Raw genomic sequence first — 18925 nt, 5'->3', positions numbered from 1 at the left:
GCACCGGGTGGTGGGAGGTGTCAGGCCACGAAACGGGTCCTACGACGGCGGGCCACCACGTAGCCGGCGGCGCCGGCGATGAGCAGCAGGCCGCCGACGACGGTCACCAGGGTGGTCGAGTCACCGGTGATCGGCAGGGTGGGGTCGTCCCCGTCACCGCTGCCACCGCCGTTGCCCGACGCGCCCTTGAGGGCGAACGGGGCGACGTCGTTCTTCGGGTTCAGGTCGACGGTGGTGCGGTCGTCGTCGCCCAGGTCGAAGTGCAGCAGCTTGACGGCGCCGGCGGCGCCGGACAGCTTGTCGATCCGCAGGCCGAACTCGAGGACGGCGGCGTCACCCTTGCGGAGCAGGTCGAACCACTCGCAGAAGTAGACGCGCCCGCCGGGCTCGCCGAACTCGCCGATGTCCTCGCCCTTGACCGGCGCGCACTGCTCCGGGGCGCCCACGACGGTCGCACCCGCGGGGATGGTGACCTCGGCGGCGGTGGTGAGCTCGCCCGGCATGTACGCGTTGATCATGGCGGGGCCGTTGTTGACGAAGCCGACCTTGGCGGTCACGGTCTTGCCGACCGAGCCGTCGACCATCGCGCCGGTCGCGGCGGCGTCGGCGCCCTGCTTGCCCTTGACGGTCACGTGGATCTCGGTGGCGTTGTTCGACGGGTCGGTGTCGATCTGCTTGAGCCCGCGAGCAGTGGCGGTCACGGCGGGCACCAGCTCCAGGGCGCTGCCGCTGCCCTTCTCCCAGTCCTCGGCCGGGACGGGGAACTCCGCCAGGAACTCCGCCCAGTCACCGCTGCCGAACCACACCGCCGCGCCGTACTGCTCGCCCGGCGCCCAGGCGTCGTCGGCGATCTTCAGCGCGGACGAGGCGCCCAGCTGCAGAACCGCACCCGGTGCGATCTCGCCGATGCCGCACTGGGCGAACTGGGTGCCGAACGCGAAGAGGTACGAGCAGTTCGAGTGGCGCTGCGCCGGAACGAGGCCCGGAGTCATGGCGAAGAACAGCACCGCGTCGCGGGCGACCGTCTTGCCGACGTTCGTCACGCCGAGCGGCGCCTTCGCCGACGTACCCGGTGCGCCGGAGAACGCGAAGCTCTCCTGCGCCTTCAGGTCGATACCCTCGCCGATCTCGACGGTGGCCGTGGTGCTGACGCTCTTCTCACCCTCGGTGGCGAGGGTGAAGGTCAGGTCGCCCTTGTCGCCGGCGGCGGCCGAGTCCTTGGCCTCGACGGTCAGGTCGAGGAGGTAGTCGATGACGTCCGCACCCTTGAACTTGCAGGTGATGGTGCTGGCGGTGTCGGTGCAACCGGCCAGGGTGTCGGTGAGGGTGACGTCGGCGAAGTCCTTGACCGTGCTCTTGTCGACCGTGACGGTCAGGTCCTCGGGGAGGGCCTCGGTGAAGGCGTGCAGCGTGACGGACTTCGGGTCGCCACCGGGCGCCAGGAGGACGCTGTTCGCGAAGAGGAAGACCTCGTCCCCGCTCTCCTCGGCGGAGGCGGGGGTGGCGGAGGCCGCGATGAGCGCGCCTGCGACGCCGATCCCGGCGAACCAGCGCCGGGTGGAGTGCTTGAGCATGGGGGTTCCTTTAGATGGGGGCCAGGGGTGGTGGCCAGGGGATCTTAAGGAGTCCTTAAGCATGTCCGCTGCCCCCGGCGCGCCCCGAGCGGCAACATCGACCGAACGGCCGATCACCTCCGACGCAATGGCCCGGTCTGCCGTCACGCGAGGTGACGGCATCCACCGCCCCTGGCGTGGGTGCCCCTCCCGGTCACCGCGTCCGCTGAACGGATCCGGCCGGTGCCTGCCCCTGCTCGGGGCGGCACCGGCCGGTCGGTCACGCCTGGCCGCGCCTCAGCGGTAGTCGTCCTCGTCGCCGGCCACGACCCGGGCCTGCTCCATCGCGTCCCAGTCGTCGACCTCAAGGCCGCGGCGCGGCTCGATGTCGACCTCGCCGGGATCGACCATCGTGGCCTGCTCGACCGCGTCGGCCGGCTCCGCCTCCAGGTTCCGCTCCTCCGGAGCGAGGTGGTCGCTCGGGGCGAAGTCCTCGTGGGGCTGACCCATCGTCCCTCCCTGGATCTCGTGCGGACACCTACCCACACACCGTACGGGTTGACCTCCGTCCCCGCTCGGAGCCGGGACGAACCAGGAAACCGGGAATGGTGCCACCCGCCCGGCACGCCGGTGCCACGATGGTGGCATGGGCTTCCTGATCCGGCTGGCGATCACCGCGCGATCGTGATGGCCGTCGTGACCTGGCTGATCAGCGTCGTCGTGCCGGACCGCGTGGAAGGGCGATGACTGCGCGCCCCGGGTCGGTTGTGCCGGCCGCCGCCTTCTACGGGATACTGCCGGCGGTGGACAGCGCGGTCCGGCGCACCCAAGGACAACAGCGGCCGGTGACGGCCGAGAGCGGTAAGTAAGGAGCGTTCGACATGCCCATCGCTTCCCCCGAGGCCTACGCGGAGATGCTGGACCGCGCCAAGGCAGGCCGGTTCGCGTACCCCGCGATCAACGTGACCTCCTCGCAGACCCTCAACGCGGCGCTGAAGGGCTTCGCCGACGCGGAGAGCGACGGCATCATCCAGGTCTCCACCGGTGGCGCCGAGTACCTGTCCGGTCCGTCCGTGAAGGACATGGTGACCGGCGCGGTGGCGTTCGCCGCGTACGCGCACGAGGTCGCCAAGAAGTACCCGGTCAACATCGCGCTGCACACCGACCACTGCCCGAAGGACAAGCTGGACAAGTTCGTCCGGCCGCTGATGGGCATCTCCCAGGAGCGGGTCAAGAACGGCCAGGAGCCGCTGTTCCAGTCGCACATGTGGGACGGCTCGGCCGTGCCGGTCGCGGAGAACCTGGAGATCGCCGAGCAGCTGCTCACCGAGGCCGCCAAGGGCAAGATCGTCCTCGAGATCGAGGTCGGCGTCGTCGGCGGCGAGGAGGACGGCGTCGAGAACGCCATCAACGAGAAGCTCTACACCACCGTCGAGGACGGGCTGGCCATGGTGGAGGCGCTGGGCCTGGGCGAGAAGGGCCGCTACATGGCGGCGCTGACCTTCGGCAACGTGCACGGCGTCTACAAGCCGGGCAACGTCAAGCTCCGCCCGGAGGTGCTCGACCACATCCAGATGGCGGTCGGCGCCAAGTACGGCAAGGAGAAGCCGCTCAGCCTGGTCTTCCACGGCGGCTCCGGCTCGCTGCTGTCGGAGATCCGCGAGGCGCTGGACTACGGCGTGGTGAAGATGAACATCGACACCGACACCCAGTACACCTTCACCCGCCCGGTCGCGGACCACATGTTCCGCAACTACGACGGCGTGCTGAAGGTCGACGGCGAGGTCGGCAACAAGAAGATGTACGACCCGCGGGTCTGGGGCAAGGCCGCCGAGGCCGGCATGGCCGCCCGGGTGGTCGAGGCCTGCGAGCACCTGCGCTCCACCGGCACCAAGATGAAGTGACACGCTGACGCGTACGGCGGCCGGCTCCCCGCAGGGGAGCCGGCCGTTCGCGTCTTCAGGCTGCCGTGAGCAGGCGGACGGCCTCGTGGGCGTCGTCGGTCAGGTGGATGGTCGGCGACAGGTCGCCGAAGGGGGACGCGGAGAGCAGCGGGCGCAGCAGCGACTCCACCGGCAGCTCCCGGGTCCAGTACGCGCGGTCCAGGAACACGTACGCGCCGCTCGCCCCGTCCGTGCCGTAGTAGGTCTTCGTCGCGGCCTGGAACACCTCCTGCACGGTGCCGGCGCGGCCGGGCGCGAACACGATCCCGCCCCGGGCCAGCCGCAGGATCGTGTCCTCCCGGATGGCGTTGGAGAAGTACTTGGCGATCCGCCCGGCGAACAGGTTCGCCGGCTCGTGCCCGTACAGCCAGGTCGGGATGGCGAGCCCGCCGCTGCGCGCCCAGTCCAGGTCGCCGGCCGCGAGGGCGACCGAGTCGGCGCGGGACCGGCTGGAAGCGTCGCCGGTGCCGCCCGGCGGCGGCAGCGCCGCCCCGAACAGCTCCCGGACGCGCAGCGCCGCCGCCGTGTAGCGGTCGTGGTCGGTGAAGTCCGGTGCCTGCGCCAGCAGGTCGATCGCCGCGTCCAGGTCGGCGGGCGGTCGCAGCGCGAGGTACGCCCCGAGGTTCGCCGCCTCCATCACGCCGGGGCCGCCGCCGGTGACCACCAGCCGGTCGGCCCGGGCCAGCTCGCGACCCAGCACGGCCGCCATCCGGTACGGCGTGCTGCCGCGCGGCACGGCGTGCCCGCCCATGATGCCCACCACCGACTGCGGGCCGTGCGTGGCGAGCCAGGCGCGGGTGGCGTCGGCGAGGGCGTTGTCCACACCGTGGTCGTGCAGCCGCTGGCCGAGCGCCTCGCGGACGTCCGGCAGCGCCCCGCCGTGCGCGCGGAAGTGCGCGTACACACGGGTGTCGTACATGCCTTCGAAGCCGCCGTCGGCGAACCCGGCGGCCAAGTCCTCTGGGGTGTAGAGGTGCGACGGCTGCGTCGGGTACGGCAGCCCGGAGAAGGGCGGCACCACGTTCGCGCCGCGCCGGACCAGGTCGGCTCCGACCTCCCGGGAGGCGAACCGGCAGCCGACGAAGAGCGTGCCGGCAACGGTCACGCCGGTGAGGTCGGGAGGATCGAGGTCGAGCCGAAGCCCCTGCACGGTCAGCCCGGCGAGGCTGCCGGTGGCCAGCCGCCGGTCGAACTCGGCGCGGGTCTCGACCTCGTCGGTGCAGATGTGCGGCTCGATGACGTCCGCGGGTGGTGGGCTCGGCACCCGATCATCCTGCCCGGTCCCGGCAACCCGAAACGGGCAGGAGCCCGGTGGCTCGGCCACCGGGCTCCTGCGAAACCGGGTCCTGGGGAGGCTCCGGACCATTAGTTGTAGTGGAAAGTATCCCGCTGCGGCATGGGCCGCAGGCGTGACCAACTCCTCACCCGTTCAGCCAACCGGCTCCGCCAACCCTCTCGCGTGTCGCGTCGCGAAGCGGGTTGAATGGGGCGATGCAGAACCTGTTGCCGGAGCCACCGGCCACCCTCCTGCCCGCGCACGACGAGGCCGAAGCTGCCCTGGCCGCCGCCGAGGAGGCCGGCAGCGACGAGGCGTTCGCCGAGGTGGCGGCGCGTTACCCGACGTTCAGCGCGGCCTGGGCCGCGCTGGCGGCCCGCGCCTTCGCGGCGGGCCAGGTCGTTCCGGCGTACGCGTACGCCCGCACCGGCTACCACCGCGGCCTCGACCAGCTGCGCCGCAGCGGCTGGAAGGGGCACGGCCCGGTGCCGTGGTCGCACGAGCCGAACCGGGGCTTCCTGCGGTGCCTCTACGTGCTGTCCCGGGCCGCCGACGCGATCGGTGAGGCGGACGAGGCGGCCCGCTGCGCCCAGTTCCTCCGCGACTGCGACCCGGCCGCGGGGGACGCCCTGGCCAGCCACTGAGCGCCGGTGCGAGGGCCGGTCCGCTCGGGTCGGCCCTCGCACCGCCTCAGCCCTAGAGACCCTCGGCCACCGCTGCGGCGATCTTGAGCCAGGCGTCCCGGGTGGCCGAGGAGAGTGCGCCGTACCGGATCGGCTCGCCGGTGTCGATGAGCCGCTCGTAGGGGGCCAACAGGACCGCCCGGGTCCGCGCCGAGAAGTGCTCCTGGATGGCCGGCAGATCGATCTCCTTACGCGACGGCGGCATCGAGACCACCGTCACCGCCTGCCGGACCAGCCGCTGCCGCCCGCTCTGCTCCAGGTGGTCGAGCATCCGGGCGGCCGTCTCGGCCGAGTCGTTCCGCGCCGACATGGTGACCACGAGCTGGTCGGTGGCGTCCATCGCGGCCTGCCAGTTCTGCGCCCGGACGTTGTTGCCGGTGTCCACGAAGATCAGCTTGTAGAAGCGGCTGACCACCTCACGGATCTCGGCGAACGCGGCGGCGGTGAGCATCTCACCGCCGGTGGCCGACTCGTCCGAGGCGAGGACGTCGAACATCCCCTCGCCCTGCGACCGGACGTACTGGGACAGGTCGCCGACCCGCCCGTGCGAGCCGTGGAACTGCCCGAGGTCGCGCAGCATGTCCCGCACGGTCCGGGCGTGGAAGTCCTGCTGGGCGCGCATGCCCAGGGTGCCCTGCGTCTCGTTGTTGTCCCAGGCAAGCACGTAGCCGCCGCGCTTCTGGCCGAAGGTCATGGCGAGCAGCAGGATGGCGACGGTCTTGCCGGCGCCCCCCTTCGGGTTGACCACGGTCACCTGTCGCAGCCCGCCGAAGTTGCGGCGGACCATCTCGATGTCCCGCCGCAGCTCCTGCTCCTGCCGGCCGGGCGGCAGGCGCAGCCCGATCCGGTTGGCCACCGCCCGGACGCCCATTGTGGCCACCGGGTCGGCCGGACGCACCTGCCGGCGCCGCGCGAAGTCCTCGGCCGTCGGCGGGGCACCGACCTCGGGGCTCCACCCTGTCTCGGGGTACGCCGGCGGGGCCGCCTCGGGTGTCGGGTACTGCCCCGGCTGCGCCACCGCGCTCTGCTGCCACGGCGGCGGATACCAGCCGGGCTGGGGCGGGAACGGGCCGGGCGGCGGTGGCACGGCCGCCGCCTCACCGGTGGTTCCGCCGGGTGCGCCCGATTCGGGCGGCGTCGCGGCCGGGGCCGCTTCGGTCGGTGCCTCCCACGCGGGGGCGGGCGGTACGCCGGCGGTGTCGTTGCCCCAGGCGGCGGCGGGCGTACCCGCCACGGCCGGCTGCGCGCCGGCGGTGTCGTTGCCCCAGGCGGCGGCGGGCGTACCCGCCTCGGCCGGCGGTGTCCAGGCGGGAGCCGGCGGGGCCGACCCGGCGTCCGGGCGGGCCGGGTCGGCGGGCGATGCCGCCCCCGGATTGCCGGGGGGCTCGATCGGCGCGGGTCGCTGCGGGGGCTGGGCCCAGGGCGACTCGCCCGCCCGGCCGGCTGCCGTGCCGCCGGGGGCGTCGGAGCCCTCCGTGCTGTGCTCGGCCGCCGACGTCCCGCCCCGCGGCCCAGCGGCGCCCGGCCCAGCGGTGCCCGGAGCGCCGGTGCCCGGTCCGCCGGTGCCTGGTCCGCCCGGACCCGCCGGGTCGAGGCTGAACGGCAGGTCGAGGTCGACCCCGGCGGGCTGCCCGGGTCGAGGCGCCGGCACCGCCGCAGCGCCGGACGCCGGTACGGTGCCGCCCCGGCTCGCGCCCGTGCCGCCCCGGCTCGCGCCCGTGCCGCCGGAGGCCGCGCCCGTGCCGCCCGGCCCCGCCCCCGTGCCGCCAAAGGGAACACCGGAGCCGACACCGGCGTCCGGGATGGCGTGCGGGTGCGGGAAGGCCGGGGGCGCGGTGCCGGCGTCCGGTGCGGGGAAGCTCCGCCCGCCCTCGTTCGTGGTCGGGTAGGTGCCGGGCTGGGTGGCGCCCGACGTCGGTCGGGGCGTCGGCGGGGGCATCGGGGTCTGGCCGCTCCACCGGGCGGGGTCACCGGGCTGGGCCGGGTCACCCCCGGGCGCCCAGCCAGACGCGGGAGTGCCGTCGGGGGCCCAGCCAGACGCGGCGCCGCCGGGGGCCCAGCCGGGCGACGCGTCCGCGTCGGGTGCGCCGGTCGGGTTGGCGTTCGGGTCAGGAGCCCATGCGTGGGCGGCTCCGGGCGGGCCGATCATCGCCCATCCGCCCGGGACGCGCGCCCCGCCACTCACCCCGGGTCCGGTGGCCGAGGGTGGCTGGCCGGGGCCGCTCGGTGGCGCCCAGGACGGCGCTCCCTCTGCCTGGGCCGCCGGCCACAGTGGCTCGATGTCCCGCTCGGGCACCGGCTGCTGGCCGGGCGCGTACGACCGGTCGGCGTTCTCGTCCACCACGGTTCCTCCCCATTCCTCCTGCCGAGGATAGGCCCCGGGGGCCGGCCGGGTCGGATCGCCGGGACGGGGTCAGACCGCCCACACCGCCCAGGCACCCGGCTCGGTCCACCAGGACCGCTTGCGGCTCAGCGTGCCCTCGGCGCCGTCGTCGACGAACGGGACGGTGCCCTCGCGCGGCACCACCGCCACGGCCCGTCCACGGGCGCGGCGGACCTCGAGGCGTACCCGCCTGCGACCCCACCGGGACCGGGCGACCACCGGGACGGCCACCGCGACCTCGACCAGACCGTCGGTCGGGTCCGGGGCCGCGAGCAGCGCCACGTCGTCCAGGCGGGCGTAGCCGCCGGCGTTGCCGATCGCGCAGGCCAGCAGCGGGTCGTCACCGGCCGAGAGGATCGTGTCGTCGACCTCGACCCGGCCTCGCCAGTGCAGCGGCCGGCCCCCCTCGTCGGCCGCGCCGAGCAGCGCGCCGTCCAGCGTCACCGAGCCGCCGTCGTTGCGCAGCAGGTCCAGGCGGCGGGGCGTGCCGTCCAGCACCGCGGCGGCCACCGCCGCCGGGTCGCGGGGCAGCCCGAGCTGCGCCGCCAGGTCCCGGTGCGCGCCGCTGCGGGCCGGATCGAGCGGCAGTACGCCGAGAGGCGGCAGGTCCGGCACGGTCCGGTCGGCCGCCAGGTCCGCCGGGCGGCGGCTGGGCGGTGGGGCGTACCGCCGGACCAGCCGGCGCACGACGGTGCGCAACTGTGCGTCACTGGCCGTGGCGACGACGAGCCGGGTCTTGGAGTCGGGGTCGGGCCAGGCGAGGCCGTCCGGTCGGGGCGGACCGTCGAGGCGGGTGAGCACCTCGTCGATCTCCGCGTCCGAGCGGGCGGTCACCGTCGCCACCCGCGCGCCCCGCGTGGTCAGCGCGTCCGCGCAGGCCAGCACCGGTACGCGCGGCGTCTCGCAGCGCTCCTCGGTCGGCTTGGCGGCGGCCTCGCCCGCGCCACCGCAGCAGGCGTCGCCGCTGCCGCAGCCCCCCGGGGCGTCCCGCTCCGAGCCGAGGGTGAGCAGCACCACGTCGTACACGGGTAGGAGCCTCCTGCCTCTCGGCGCGAACCCCTGCCGGCCGCGCCGTCACTACTTGTTAGCCTGACACCCCGGGCTCGCTGACCGGTCGCCACCTGGCACCCGAGCCTTCTGGAGGCGGAGAAGATGCCAGCGATCGTGCTCCTCGGCGCCCAGTGGGGCGACGAGGGCAAGGGCAAGGTTACCGACCTGCTGGGTGAGCGGGTCGACTACGTCGTGCGCTACTCCGGCGGCAACAACGCCGGTCACACGGTGATCACCCCGGACGGGCAGAAGTACGCGCTGCACCTCATGCCCTCGGGCGCCCTCTCGCCGAACGCGAAGATCGTCATCGGCAACGGCGTCGTGGTCGACCCGAAGGTGCTGCTCACCGAGATCGACGGGCTCGCCGAACGCGGCGTGGACGTCTCCCGGCTACGGATTTCCGGCGACGCGCACCTGATCATGCCCCACCACCGGGCGCTGGACCGGGTCGTCGAGCGCTACCTGGGCTCGTCCCGCATCGGCACCACCGGGCGGGGGATCGGTCCCGCGTACGGCGACAAGGTCGCCCGTATGGGCATCCGCGTACAGGACCTGCTCGACCCGGGCATCCTCCGCAAGAAGCTGGAACTCGCGCTGCGCGAGAAGAACCAGATCCTGTTCAAGGTCTACAACCGCAAGGCGATCGACGTCGACGCGACCGTCGAGGAGTACCTGAAGTACGCCGAGCGGCTCACGCCGTACATCGCGGAGACCCGGGCGATGCTCTGGGACGCGCTGGACCGCGGCGAGACCGTGCTGCTCGAGGGCGCCCAGGCCACCATGCTCGACATGGACCACGGCACGTACCCCTTCGTGACCTCGTCGAACCCGACGGCCGGCGGGGCGTGCGTCGGTGCGGGCATCCCGCCGACCGCCATCACCAAGGTCATCGCGGTCAGCAAGGCGTACACCACGCGGGTCGGCTCCGGGCCGTTCCCCACCGAGCTGTTCGACGACAACGGCCAGCACCTGCGCAAGATCGGCCACGAGTACGGCACGACCACCGGCCGGGAGCGCCGGTGCGGCTGGTTCGACGCGGTCGTCGCCCGGTACGCGTGCCGCCTCAACGGCGTCACGGACCTGGTGGTCACCAAGCTCGACGTGCTGACCGGGCTGCCGAAGGTGCCGATCTGCGTCGGGTACGAGATCAACGGCCGGCGCGTCGACGACATGCCGATGACGCAGACCGACTTCCACCACGCCACCCCGGTCTACGAAGAACTCGACGGCTGGTGGGAAGACATCACCAAGGCGAGAACCGAGTCGGAGCTCCCGGACGCTGCGCGCCGCTACATCGCCCGCATCGAAGAACTCTGCGGAACCCAGGTCAGCGTGGTCGGCGTAGGCCCCGGCCGAGAAGAAAACGTCCAATACCACCCCCTCCTCCCCTAACCCAAGCACTCCACCCGGGCCAGCCCCGCCTAGACCCGCGTTGATCATGAGGTTAGCGGCGAAGTCGATCTCCTTTACTGCCGCTAACCTCATGATCAACAATGAGAGGTCAGGCGTTGTCCACAGGGTTATCCACAGGGGCTGTGGTGTGGCGCGGGCTTCGTCCAGGCTCGGCGGATGGATCGGGAGGGGCGGCTTCGTAGGGTCGCGGCGCGGCAGGACGGGCTCGTGTGCCGTGAGCAGGCGCTTGCGCTGGGCTTCACGCGGCATGAGGTCGACAACCTCGTCACCTTCGGACGGTGGCAGTCACTCGCTCGGGCCGTCTATCTCCCCCGTCCCGTCGCGGCGGTGGAACCCTCCCGGCGTCAGCAGATCCGGGCGGCACTGCTGTCGCTGGGGCCGGCTGCGCACGCCGTCCTCGGGACCGCTGCTGAGCTGCACTGCATAGCAGGACTGCCGCCGTCCGACGAGATCCACATCGCCCTGCCGGGCGTGGCCGCCAAGCGGACGCGGGTTGGGCAACCGTACGTGGTGTTGCACCAGCTGGAGCACCCGGCGGAATCGCTTGTCTGCCTGGACGGCCTGCCGGCCACCGATGCCATCTCCACGGTCGGCGAGGTCATCCTGCGACTGGGGCGGTACCCGGCGGTCTCGGTGCTGGACTCGGCGTTGTGCCGAGGGCTGCTCGTGGAGGAGGACTTGGCGACGATCGCGGGTCGCATCAGGCGCAGGCGGGGCGCCGTGGCGGCGCGTGGGTACCTCGCGGAGGCGGACGGGAGGGCTCAGTCTCCCTTGGAGACGCGCGCCCGACTGCGCTGCGTCGACGGACGGGTGCCGCCCGACGCCCTGCAACTTGAGGTCCGCGACGACGACGGATACCTGCTCGGCATCGGCGACCTGGGCTGGCGCGCACCCAGGGTGATCGCCGAAGCGGACGGCCGGGGCCCGCACGGCACCCCGGAGGCAATCTTCGCCGACCGCCGCCGGCAGAACCGCCTGGTCAACGCCGGCTGGACGGTCCTCCGCTTCACCTGGCAGGACACCCTCGACCCGGCCTACATCCCCTGGGTCGTCCGCCAAGCCTTGACCACCGCCCGACGCCGTTGATCATGAGGTTGGCGGCAGTAACAGCGATCCACTTCGCCGCTAACCTCATGATCAACGGGGGCGAGGGTGGGGGTCGGTAGGATCGCCCTTGTGCGGGTTCTTCTTCTTGGTGGTGGCGGGCGGGAGCATGCCCTCGCGCTCGGGCTTGCGTCCGATCCCCGTGTCGAGGTGTTGATTGCGGCTCCGGGGAATCCGGGCATCGCTTCGCTGGCCCAGCTCAGGGACCTGGATCCGGCCGACCCGGCCGCCGTGGCGGCGTTGGCGGTGGAGACCGGTGTCGACCTGGTGGTCGTCGGGCCGGAGGCGCCGCTGGTCGCCGGGGTCGCCGACGCCGTACGCGCCAAGGGCATCCCCGTGTTCGGGCCGTCGGGCGAGGCCGCCCGGCTGGAGGGCTCGAAGGCGTTCGCCAAGGACGTGATGACCGCCGCCGGGGTGCCGACCGCCCGCGCGTACACCTGCGCGGACTCGGAGAGCGCCGGCCGGGCGCTGGACGAGTTCGGCGCACCGTACGTCGTCAAGAACGACGGCCTCGCCGCCGGCAAGGGCGTCGTCGTCACCGACGACCGCGCCACGGCAGAGGAGCACGCACGCTTGTGCGGCCGGGTGGTGATCGAGGAGTTCCTCGCCGGCCCCGAGGTGTCACTTTTCGTCGTCACCGACGGCGAGGCCGCCGTCCCGCTGCTGCCGGCGCAGGACTTCAAGCGCGTCGGCGACGGCGACAGCGGCCCGAACACCGGCGGCATGGGGGCGTACGCGCCCCTGCCCTGGGCCCCTCCCGGCCTGGTCGACGAGGTGATGCGCGACGTCGTCCACCCGACGCTGGCCGAGATGCGCCGCCGGGGTACCCCGTTCGCCGGCCTGCTCTACGTCGGCCTGGCGATCACGGCGGCCGGCCCCCGGGTGATCGAGTTCAACGCCCGCTTCGGCGACCCGGAGACGCAGGTCGTCCTCGCGCTGCTGGAGACGCCGCTCGCCGGACTGCTGCACGCCGCGGCAACCGGCACGCTGGCCGACCACCCGCCGCTGCGCTGGCGCGACGGCGCCGCCGTCACCGTCGTGGTTGCCGCCGAGGGCTACCCGGCGAAGCCGCGTACCGGTGACGTGATCACCGGCGCGGACCGCCCGGGCGTCATCCACGCCGGCACCGTCCGCGGGGCCGCCGACGGCGCGTTGCTCTCCGCGGGTGGCCGTGTCCTCTGCGGTACGGCCACCGGCCCCGACCTGGCCGCCGCGCGGGAGGCCGCCTACGAGCTGGTACGCGGCATCGAGCTGGCGGGCTCGCACCACCGCACCGACATCGCCGCCGCCGCGGTCGAGGGCCGGATCAGAATCCCGGGCTGACCGGGCAACCTGAGGCCCCGCAACCTCCGTTTGAGTCGTGAGACGAGGAGGTGGCGGGGTTGCCCGTCGGGGTTGACGCTCTATCCCTGACCGGGTGGGTCGCGGTGCGCCGAGGGGGTCCACTGCTCGCCGAGCGGCAGGGGCCCCTCGGTCCGCCCCGTCGTCCCGCCGGGCGGGGCGGGCGGGTACCGGGGCGGCTCGTCCAGTGCCCGCAGCACCGGCAGGGGCGCGGCGACGAGCGCCGCCACCAGCAGCGCGCCGGCCAGCACGACGAAGGCCGTGCGCAGGCCGAGCCACTCCACGAGCGGACCGGCGAGCAGGTAGCCGGCCGGGCCGGCCGCGTACGCGAAGGAGGTCATCACCCCGACCACCCGGCCGCGCAGGTGTTCCGGGGTGCGGGTCTGCATCGCGTAGTTGGCCAGCGGGTTGATCGGCCCGTACGCGAGCCCGATGACCACGGCGACGGCGAGCAGCACCGGGTACGCCGGCAGGAACGCGAGCCCGAGCAGGGCCACGCCGGTGACCACGAGCGCGACGGCCATCAGCGTCCGGCGGCGGACCAGCCGCCCGGCGGCACCAGAGCCGAGCGCGCCCACCACCGACCCGGCACTCATCGCCATCAGGACGCTGCCGAGCCGGGCGGGCTCCCCCTGGGCGACGAACCACGCGGGCAGCAGCACGCCCTCGACCGGCAGGTAGAGCGCGACCAGCACCATCGTGATCAGGGCGATGGTGCGGAGCAGCCGGTCCCGCCAGACGAAACGCAGACCCTCCGCGGTACCGCGCCACACGCCGCTCGGCGGGCGTTCCGGCCGGCCCGCGCCGGGCAGCCGGACGGCCGCGATGAGCAGGACGGAGAGCGCGAAGCCGGCGGCGGTGACCCAGAACGTCGCGCCCGGGCCGACGGTGGCGATGAGCAGGCCGCCGAGGCCGGGGCCGACCAGGAAGGCGAGGCCGAAGACCGCCTCGTGCACTGCGTTCGCCCGTTCGATCCGCCATCCGGCGGCCTGCGCGGCGGCGGGCAGCAGCGTCTCCCGCGCGGTCAGGCCGGCCGGGTCGAAGACCGCGCCGAGCACGGCCAGCGCGACGATCCAGCCGAGGTTCAGGCCGAGCAGGGCGTCGACGAGCGGGATCGCGGCGACCGAGACCGCCGACAGCGCGTCGGAGACCAGCGCGGTCCGCCGGCGCCCCAGCAGGTCGACCACCGTGCCGGAGACGAGGCTGGACAGGAGCAGCGGCAGCCCGCTGGCCGCGGCGACGACGCCGGCGGCCGTGGCGCTGCCGGTGCGCTCAAGCACCAGCCAGGGCAGGGCCACGATGGCGACCCCGTTGCCGGTGGCCGACAGCAGCGTCGCCGCCTCGACCAGGAGCAACGGGGTACGGCGGCGGCGCCCGGCGAGGATCACGGTGACCGAGCGTAGAGGGCGGTCAGTCGTAGTAGCGGCGAAGTTCCCGGGTGAGCACCTTGCCGGTGGCGTTGCGCGGTAGGTACTTCACGAACACCACGTCGCGGGGCACCGAGAACCGGGCCAGGTAGTGCCGCACGTACTCGCGGACCGCGTCCGGGTCGAGCGTCTCGCCGGGGTGCAGGGCGAGGAACGCGGCGAGCCGCTGCCCGTACTCGGCGTCCGGGACCCCGATCACGGCCGCCTCGCGGATCTGGGGGAGCTGCGCGAGCAGGTGCTCCACCTCGGACGGGAAGACGTTCTCGCCACCGGAGACGATCATGTCGTCGGCGCGGCCGTCGACGAAGAGCAGCCCGTCGGTGTTCATCCGGCCCAGGTCGCCGGTGTCGACCAGGCCGTCGTGGCGTTCCCGGTCCGCTCCCGAGGTGTAGCCCTCGAAGAGCATCTCGTTGCCGACGAAGATCCGGCCGACCTGGCCGCGTGGCACGGGGTCGCCGACCTCGTCGAGGATGGCCACCCGGGTGCCGTGCGGGGGCCGGCCGGCGGTGGTCGGGGCGGCGCGCAGCTCCGCCGGGCCGGCGATGGACGCCCAGGAGACCTCGGTGGAGCCGTAGAGGTTGTAGAGGACGTCGCCGTACGTGTCCATGAAGGCGGTGGCGAGGCCGCCGGGCAGCGCGGACCCGCTGACCGCGACGACCTTCAGCCGGGGTTTCGGGTCCGGCGGCGGCACCTCCATCAGTCGCTGCACCATCACGGGTACGGCGAACAGCGCGTCGCACCGATGAGTGACGAGGGCGGCGAGCGTGGCGGCCGGGTCGAACCGGCGGTGCAGCACGATGGTGGCGCGCAGCGCGAAGCACACCTGGAGGGCGGCGAAGCCCCAGGTGTGGAAGATCGGGGCGGCGATCAGCACCCGGTCCCGGGTGTGCAGCGGGATGCGGTCGATGATGGCGACCAGCGGGCCGAAGCCGTTCGGGGTGGGCCGCCGCGCGCCCTTCGGCGCCCCGGTGGTCCCCGACGTGAGCACGATGATCCGCCCGTCGCGTTCCGGCGGGCGCAGCGAGCCGGGGAGGGCGTTGGCGATCAGCTCTTCACGGGCCCGCTCGTCGAGGCGGGGCAGCTCGTCGGGGAGGCCGAGCAGCCGCTCGGCGAACTCGTCGTCGTGCACCAGCACCCGGAGCCGCTGCTCCTCGGCGACGGTCGCGAGCTGCGCGGCCGAGAGCCCGGTGTTCACCAGTACGGCGTCGACACCGAGCAGGGTGGCGGCGACGATCGTTTCGATGAGGCCGTGGTGGTTGCGGCAGAGCACCCCGATCCGCTCCCCGGCGTGCAGGCCGTACGCCGCGCGCAGCGCCCGCGCCAGCGCCTCGGACCGGTCGAGCAGGTGGCCGTACGTCAGCTCGGCGCCCTGCTCGTCGATCACCGCGGTGCGGCCCGGGTCCCGCGCGGCGGCCTGGCGCAGCTCGCCGGCGAGGCTCCATCCCCACCGGCGCAGCGCGCCCAGCTGGGAGGCGACCCGGATCGGCCGGCCGGGGGTGAGCAATCCGCGCCGGGTCAGGGTGGCGACGACGAACGGCAGGTCCATGCCTCGGGCCTCCTTCGGCGGTACGCGAAGGGCCCCCGAAGCCGGGGGCCCTTCCTCGACGAACGGTGCGGCCGCGGACCGGCCGGGCCGCGCGGCTCAGCGGATCTGGACGCCGGAGATGGCCCGGGAGATGACGAGCCGCTGGATCTCGGAGGTGCCCTCGAAGATGGTGTAGATCTTGGCGTCCCGGTACCAGCGCTCGACCGGGTGGTCGCGCAGGAAGCCCGCGCCGCCGAGCAGCTGCACCGCCTTGTCGGTGACCGCGACGGCCACCTCGCCGGCCTTCAGCTTGGACATCGAGCCCTCGCCGGCGGTGAAGGGCCGGTTGTTGCGCCCCATCCATGAGGCGCGCCAGACAAGCAGCCGGGCCGCGTCGATCTCCATCTTCATGTCGGCCAGCGCGAACGCGACCGCCTGGTTCTCGATGATCGGGCGTCCGAACTGGACCCGTTCCTTCGCGTAGTCCAGCGCGTACTCGTAGGCGGCCCGGGCCACGCCGAGCGCCTGCGCGCCGACGGTGGGCCGGGACAGCTCGAACGTGCGCATCGCGGCCTGACCGGAGGCGCGCTGCCCGGAACGGGCCCGGGCCAGCCGCTCGTCGAGGGCGTCCTTGCCGCCGAGCAGGCAGTGCCCGGGTACCCGTACGTCGTCGAGGAACACGTCGGCGGTGTGCGAGGCGCGCAGGCCCAGCTTGCGCAGCTTGCGGGTCGCGCTGAGCCCGGCGGTGCCCGGCGGGACGACGAACGCCGCCTGCCCCCGCGACCCCAGTTCCGGGTCGACCGAGGCGGTGACGACGTGCACCCCGGCGATGCCGCCGTTGGTGGCGTACGCCTTCTGCCCGCGCAGCACCCACTCGTCGGTGGCCTCGTCGTAGACGGCCCGGGTGCGCATCGCGCCGACGTCGGAGCCGGCCTCCGGCTCGCTGGTGCAGAACGCGGCGACGGCGGGCGAGTCGATGTCGCCGAAGCACTGCGGCACCCACTCGACGAGCTGGTCGGGGGTGCCGGCGCCGTAGATGGCGGCGACGGCGAGACCGGTGCCGAAGATGCTCAGGCCGATGCCGGCGTCACCCCAGAAGAGCTCCTCGCTGGCGATGGGCAGGGAGAGCCCGGTGGGGTCGGCCCAGCAGGTGGCGAGGAACTCGAAGCCGTAGAGGCCGACCTTGGCGGCCTCCTGGATGATCGGCCAGGGAGTCTCCTCCCGCGCGTCCCACTCCGCCGCGGCCGGGCGCACGACCTCGGCGGCGAAGCCGTGCACCCAGTCGCGTAGGTCCCGCTGTTCCTCGGTCAGGTCGAGCGAGAACTCGGCCATGTCAGGCCTTGGGGATGTCGAACAGGTTGGCGATGTTGGCGGCGAGGCCCAGGTCGCCCTTGGCCTTCAGCTTGCCGGTCATGAACATCATGACCGGGTTGGCGCCGCCGGAGACGGTCTTGAGGAACTCGACCGGGCCCATGGTGAGGCTCAGCTTCGGGTCGTGCTGCGGGGTCTCGTTGACCGTGCAGGTGCCGTCGGCGATGACGACCTCGTAGCTGTCGGTGCCACCGTCGGGGCGGCCGGTGATGTTCCAGTGGATGACCGCGTTGGTCGAGCCGGCCCGGTCGGCGCGGAACAGCTGCGGCATCCGGCCGAAGACCTCGCTGAGAATCTTGCCGCGCAGGTCGCCGGACATCACCTCGGCGATCTTGTCGTCGGGGGTGGACTTGACCAGCTGCGCGAACTCCTTGGGGCCGACGTTGGCGAAGTTGGCCGGGTCGAAGTCAGTCATGCGGGCGCACCTTCCGGGGGAATTGGCTACTCGTGCGTAACCTTACGCACGAGTAGGTATGCTCGCAAGGGTGTCCAGCAACCCCACCTTCAAACGGCTGCCGCGGGCCGTCCGTGAGCAGCAGATGCTCGACGCGGCCGTCAAGGTCTTCTCCCGACGGGGCTACCACGCGGCCAGCATGGACGAGATCGCCGAGGACGCCGGCATCTCCAAGCCCATGGTGTACGCGTACCTGGGCACCAAGGAGGAGCTCTTCGTCGCCTGCCTACACCGCGAGGGGACACGGATGATGCAGGCCATCGCCGGCGCCGCCGCCCCCGACCTGCCCGCGGACGAGCGGCTCTGGCGCGGGCTGCGCGCCTTCTTCGCGTTCGTGGGCGCGCACCGGGACGGCTGGGCGGTGCTCTACCGGCAGGCCCGGGGTGAGCAGCCGTTCGCCGGGGAGCTTGCCGCGATGCGGGCCCGGATGGTCGACGTGGTCGCCGGGATGCTCGACCACGCGCTGCGCGCCGAGGGACGCGAGGTGGCCGAGGCCGAGCTGGAGGTCGTCGCGTACGCCCTGGTGGGCGCGACCGAGTCCCTCGCCGACTGGCTGGCCGACCACCCGGAGGCCGACCCGGAGAAGACCGCCACCCGGATGATGAACGTCGCCTGGCTCGGCGCCGCCCAACTTCTGCACGGCACGACCTGGCGCCCCCCGCCTGCGGCGCAAGGAAGGGCCCCTTCTTAACGCCTCCGGTAGAGGAAGGGCCCCTTGTCAACAGCCGCCGCGTCGGCTCAGCGGCGGGCGGTGGCCCGGTGGCGGGCGCGACGGCGGGCCCGGCGCACCGTCTCGATCAGCACCGTCACCACCACGGACAGGCCCAGGCCGGCCAGGATGCCCCGGAGCGGGTCCCGCTCGAAGGCGAGCCCACCGAAGTAGCCCAGCAGCACGTTGTACAGCGCCCAGCTCACCGCCGCGATCGTGTCGAACAGCAGGAACGATCGCAGCGGGTAGCGCACCGCGCCCATGGTCAGCGTCACCGCCGTCCGCCCGCCCGGGAGGTAGCGGGCGGTGGTGAGGATCAGCCCGCCGCGCCGGTCCACCGCCCGGCGGGCCCACTCCGACGTGGCCCGCCGCCGGCTTCCCTCAGGGAAGCGGGTCAGCCGCCGCGCGCCGCCGCCGCGCCCGATCGCGTACGAGACGTGGTCGCCGACGATCGCGCCGAGCGCTGCGGACGCGAGGACCGCGACCACGTCCGGGTTGCCGCTGGTGGCGAGCACGGCGGCGGTGATCACGGCCGCCTCGCCGGGCACCATCGGGACGACCGCGTCGACCGCCGTGAGCGCGAAGATCAGCAGGTACACCCAGGGTGAGGTGACCGTCTGTCGCAGCAGGTCGAGCACGGACTCCATGCCCTCATGCTCGGGCCGGGCTGTTAATAAGGGGCCCTTCCTATGC

16 protein-coding genes are annotated in these 18925 nt (G+C 73.4%); 6 read left to right on the top strand and 10 right to left on the bottom strand.

Going from position 1 to position 18925, the window contains the following annotated elements; all coding sequences use genetic code 11:
• Positions 1-20: 20 nt before the first annotated feature.
• Positions 21-1574: an LPXTG cell wall anchor domain-containing protein gene (locus tag ACTMS0_RS04045; RefSeq protein WP_441153698.1), complete on the bottom strand. Its 1554-nt coding sequence runs from the start codon at positions 1572-1574 to the stop codon at positions 21-23.
• A 276-nt stretch (positions 1575-1850) separates the two neighbouring features.
• A complete protein-coding gene (locus ACTMS0_RS04040; RefSeq protein ID WP_441153697.1) occupies positions 1851-2063 on the bottom strand; it encodes a hypothetical protein in 213 nt (70 codons plus the stop codon).
• Positions 2064-2434: 371 nt separating this feature from the next.
• Between ACTMS0_RS04040 and fbaA the strand changes: the two genes are divergently transcribed.
• The gene (fbaA, locus tag ACTMS0_RS04035) at positions 2435-3457 is read left to right on the top strand and encodes a class II fructose-bisphosphate aldolase (protein ID WP_441153696.1); all 1023 of its coding nucleotides are present in this window, start codon (positions 2435-2437) and stop codon (positions 3455-3457) included.
• Between the two features lie 55 nt (positions 3458-3512).
• Here fbaA and ACTMS0_RS04030 read toward each other — a convergent pair whose 3' ends face one another.
• A complete protein-coding gene (locus ACTMS0_RS04030; protein ID WP_441153695.1) occupies positions 3513-4760 on the bottom strand; it encodes an LOG family protein in 1248 nt (415 codons plus the stop codon).
• Between the two features lie 227 nt (positions 4761-4987).
• On the opposite strand from ACTMS0_RS04030, the gene ACTMS0_RS04025 reads away from it, so the two are divergent.
• Complete coding sequence (locus ACTMS0_RS04025; protein ID WP_441153694.1) at positions 4988-5416, top strand: DUF3151 domain-containing protein; 429 nt, start codon at positions 4988-4990, stop codon at positions 5414-5416.
• A 52-nt stretch (positions 5417-5468) separates the two neighbouring features.
• On the opposite strand, the gene ACTMS0_RS04020 is transcribed toward ACTMS0_RS04025, so the two are convergent.
• Together ACTMS0_RS04020 and ACTMS0_RS04015 are read right to left on the bottom strand one after the other, a co-directional pair.
• Positions 5469-7799, bottom strand: a complete 2331-nt coding sequence (locus tag ACTMS0_RS04020) for a chromosome partitioning protein (protein WP_441153693.1) — start codon at positions 7797-7799, stop codon at positions 5469-5471.
• Positions 7800-7868: 69 nt separating this feature from the next.
• Positions 7869-8864 (bottom strand): hypothetical protein, encoded by a 996-nt coding sequence (locus ACTMS0_RS04015; protein ID WP_441153692.1) that lies wholly within the window; start codon positions 8862-8864, stop codon positions 7869-7871.
• Positions 8865-8990: 126 nt separating this feature from the next.
• On the opposite strand from ACTMS0_RS04015, the gene ACTMS0_RS04010 reads away from it, so the two are divergent.
• From ACTMS0_RS04010 to purD, 3 genes are all read left to right on the top strand, one after another.
• Entirely contained in the window at positions 8991-10280 is a 1290-nt protein-coding gene (locus tag ACTMS0_RS04010) for an adenylosuccinate synthase (protein WP_441153691.1), read from the top strand.
• Positions 10281-10457: 177 nt separating this feature from the next.
• Positions 10458-11387: a hypothetical protein gene (locus tag ACTMS0_RS04005; protein ID WP_441153690.1), complete on the top strand. Its 930-nt coding sequence runs from the start codon at positions 10458-10460 to the stop codon at positions 11385-11387.
• Between the two features lie 90 nt (positions 11388-11477).
• Positions 11478-12728 (top strand): phosphoribosylamine--glycine ligase, encoded by a 1251-nt coding sequence (purD, locus tag ACTMS0_RS04000; protein WP_441153689.1) that lies wholly within the window; start codon positions 11478-11480, stop codon positions 12726-12728.
• An 80-nt stretch (positions 12729-12808) separates the two neighbouring features.
• Here the strand turns inward: purD and ACTMS0_RS03995 are convergent, their stop codons facing one another.
• The 4 genes from ACTMS0_RS03995 to ACTMS0_RS03980 all read right to left on the bottom strand — a co-directional run bounded on the left by ACTMS0_RS03995 (position 12809) and on the right by ACTMS0_RS03980 (position 17484).
• Positions 12809-14134 carry an MFS transporter gene (locus ACTMS0_RS03995; RefSeq protein ID WP_441153688.1) on the bottom strand — a complete coding sequence of 442 codons (1326 nt, stop codon included), beginning with the start codon at positions 14132-14134 and terminating at the stop codon, positions 12809-12811.
• Between the two features lie 22 nt (positions 14135-14156).
• Positions 14157-15719: an AMP-binding protein gene (locus ACTMS0_RS03990; protein ID WP_441153687.1), complete on the bottom strand. Its 1563-nt coding sequence runs from the start codon at positions 15717-15719 to the stop codon at positions 14157-14159.
• A gap of 96 nt (positions 15720-15815) precedes the next feature.
• Positions 15816-17030: an acyl-CoA dehydrogenase family protein gene (locus ACTMS0_RS03985; RefSeq protein WP_441153686.1), complete on the bottom strand. Its 1215-nt coding sequence runs from the start codon at positions 17028-17030 to the stop codon at positions 15816-15818.
• A gap of 1 nt (position 17031) precedes the next feature.
• Positions 17032-17484 (bottom strand): SCP2 sterol-binding domain-containing protein, encoded by a 453-nt coding sequence (locus tag ACTMS0_RS03980; RefSeq protein WP_441153685.1) that lies wholly within the window; start codon positions 17482-17484, stop codon positions 17032-17034.
• A gap of 70 nt (positions 17485-17554) precedes the next feature.
• On the opposite strand from ACTMS0_RS03980, the gene ACTMS0_RS03975 reads away from it, so the two are divergent.
• Positions 17555-18214 carry a TetR/AcrR family transcriptional regulator gene (locus ACTMS0_RS03975; protein WP_441153684.1) on the top strand — a complete coding sequence of 220 codons (660 nt, stop codon included), beginning with the start codon at positions 17555-17557 and terminating at the stop codon, positions 18212-18214.
• A 47-nt stretch (positions 18215-18261) separates the two neighbouring features.
• Here the strand turns inward: ACTMS0_RS03975 and ACTMS0_RS03970 are convergent, their stop codons facing one another.
• Entirely contained in the window at positions 18262-18879 is a 618-nt protein-coding gene (locus ACTMS0_RS03970; RefSeq protein ID WP_441153683.1) for a DedA family protein, read from the bottom strand.
• Positions 18880-18925 lie beyond the last annotated feature (46 nt).

It is taken from the genome of Micromonospora sp. H33, assembly GCF_052068455.1.
Taxonomy (GTDB): domain Bacteria; phylum Actinomycetota; class Actinomycetes; order Mycobacteriales; family Micromonosporaceae; genus Micromonospora.
This window is presented reverse-complemented; position numbering and strand designations above follow the sequence as displayed.

Excerpts from the sequence above, each read along its gene's own strand:
- ACTMS0_RS04045 (WP_441153698.1), bottom strand. The coding sequence starts at position 1,574 with ATGCTCAAGCACTCCACCCGGCGCTGGTTCGCCGGGATCGGCGTCGCA.
- ACTMS0_RS04010 (WP_441153691.1), top strand. The coding sequence starts at position 8,991 with ATGCCAGCGATCGTGCTCCTCGGCGCCCAGTGGGGCGACGAGGGCAAG.
- ACTMS0_RS03980 (WP_441153685.1), bottom strand. The coding sequence starts at position 17,484 with ATGACTGACTTCGACCCGGCCAACTTCGCCAACGTCGGCCCCAAGGAG.
- ACTMS0_RS03970 (WP_441153683.1), bottom strand. The coding sequence starts at position 18,879 with ATGGAGTCCGTGCTCGACCTGCTGCGACAGACGGTCACCTCACCCTGG.
- ACTMS0_RS04025 (WP_441153694.1), top strand. The coding sequence starts at position 4,988 with ATGCAGAACCTGTTGCCGGAGCCACCGGCCACCCTCCTGCCCGCGCAC.
- ACTMS0_RS04040 (WP_441153697.1), bottom strand. The coding sequence starts at position 2,063 with ATGGGTCAGCCCCACGAGGACTTCGCCCCGAGCGACCACCTCGCTCCG.
- ACTMS0_RS04005 (WP_441153690.1), top strand. The coding sequence starts at position 10,458 with ATGGATCGGGAGGGGCGGCTTCGTAGGGTCGCGGCGCGGCAGGACGGG.
- fbaA (WP_441153696.1), top strand. The coding sequence starts at position 2,435 with ATGCCCATCGCTTCCCCCGAGGCCTACGCGGAGATGCTGGACCGCGCC.
- ACTMS0_RS03985 (WP_441153686.1), bottom strand. The coding sequence starts at position 17,030 with ATGGCCGAGTTCTCGCTCGACCTGACCGAGGAACAGCGGGACCTACGC.
- ACTMS0_RS03990 (WP_441153687.1), bottom strand. The coding sequence starts at position 15,719 with ATGGACCTGCCGTTCGTCGTCGCCACCCTGACCCGGCGCGGATTGCTC.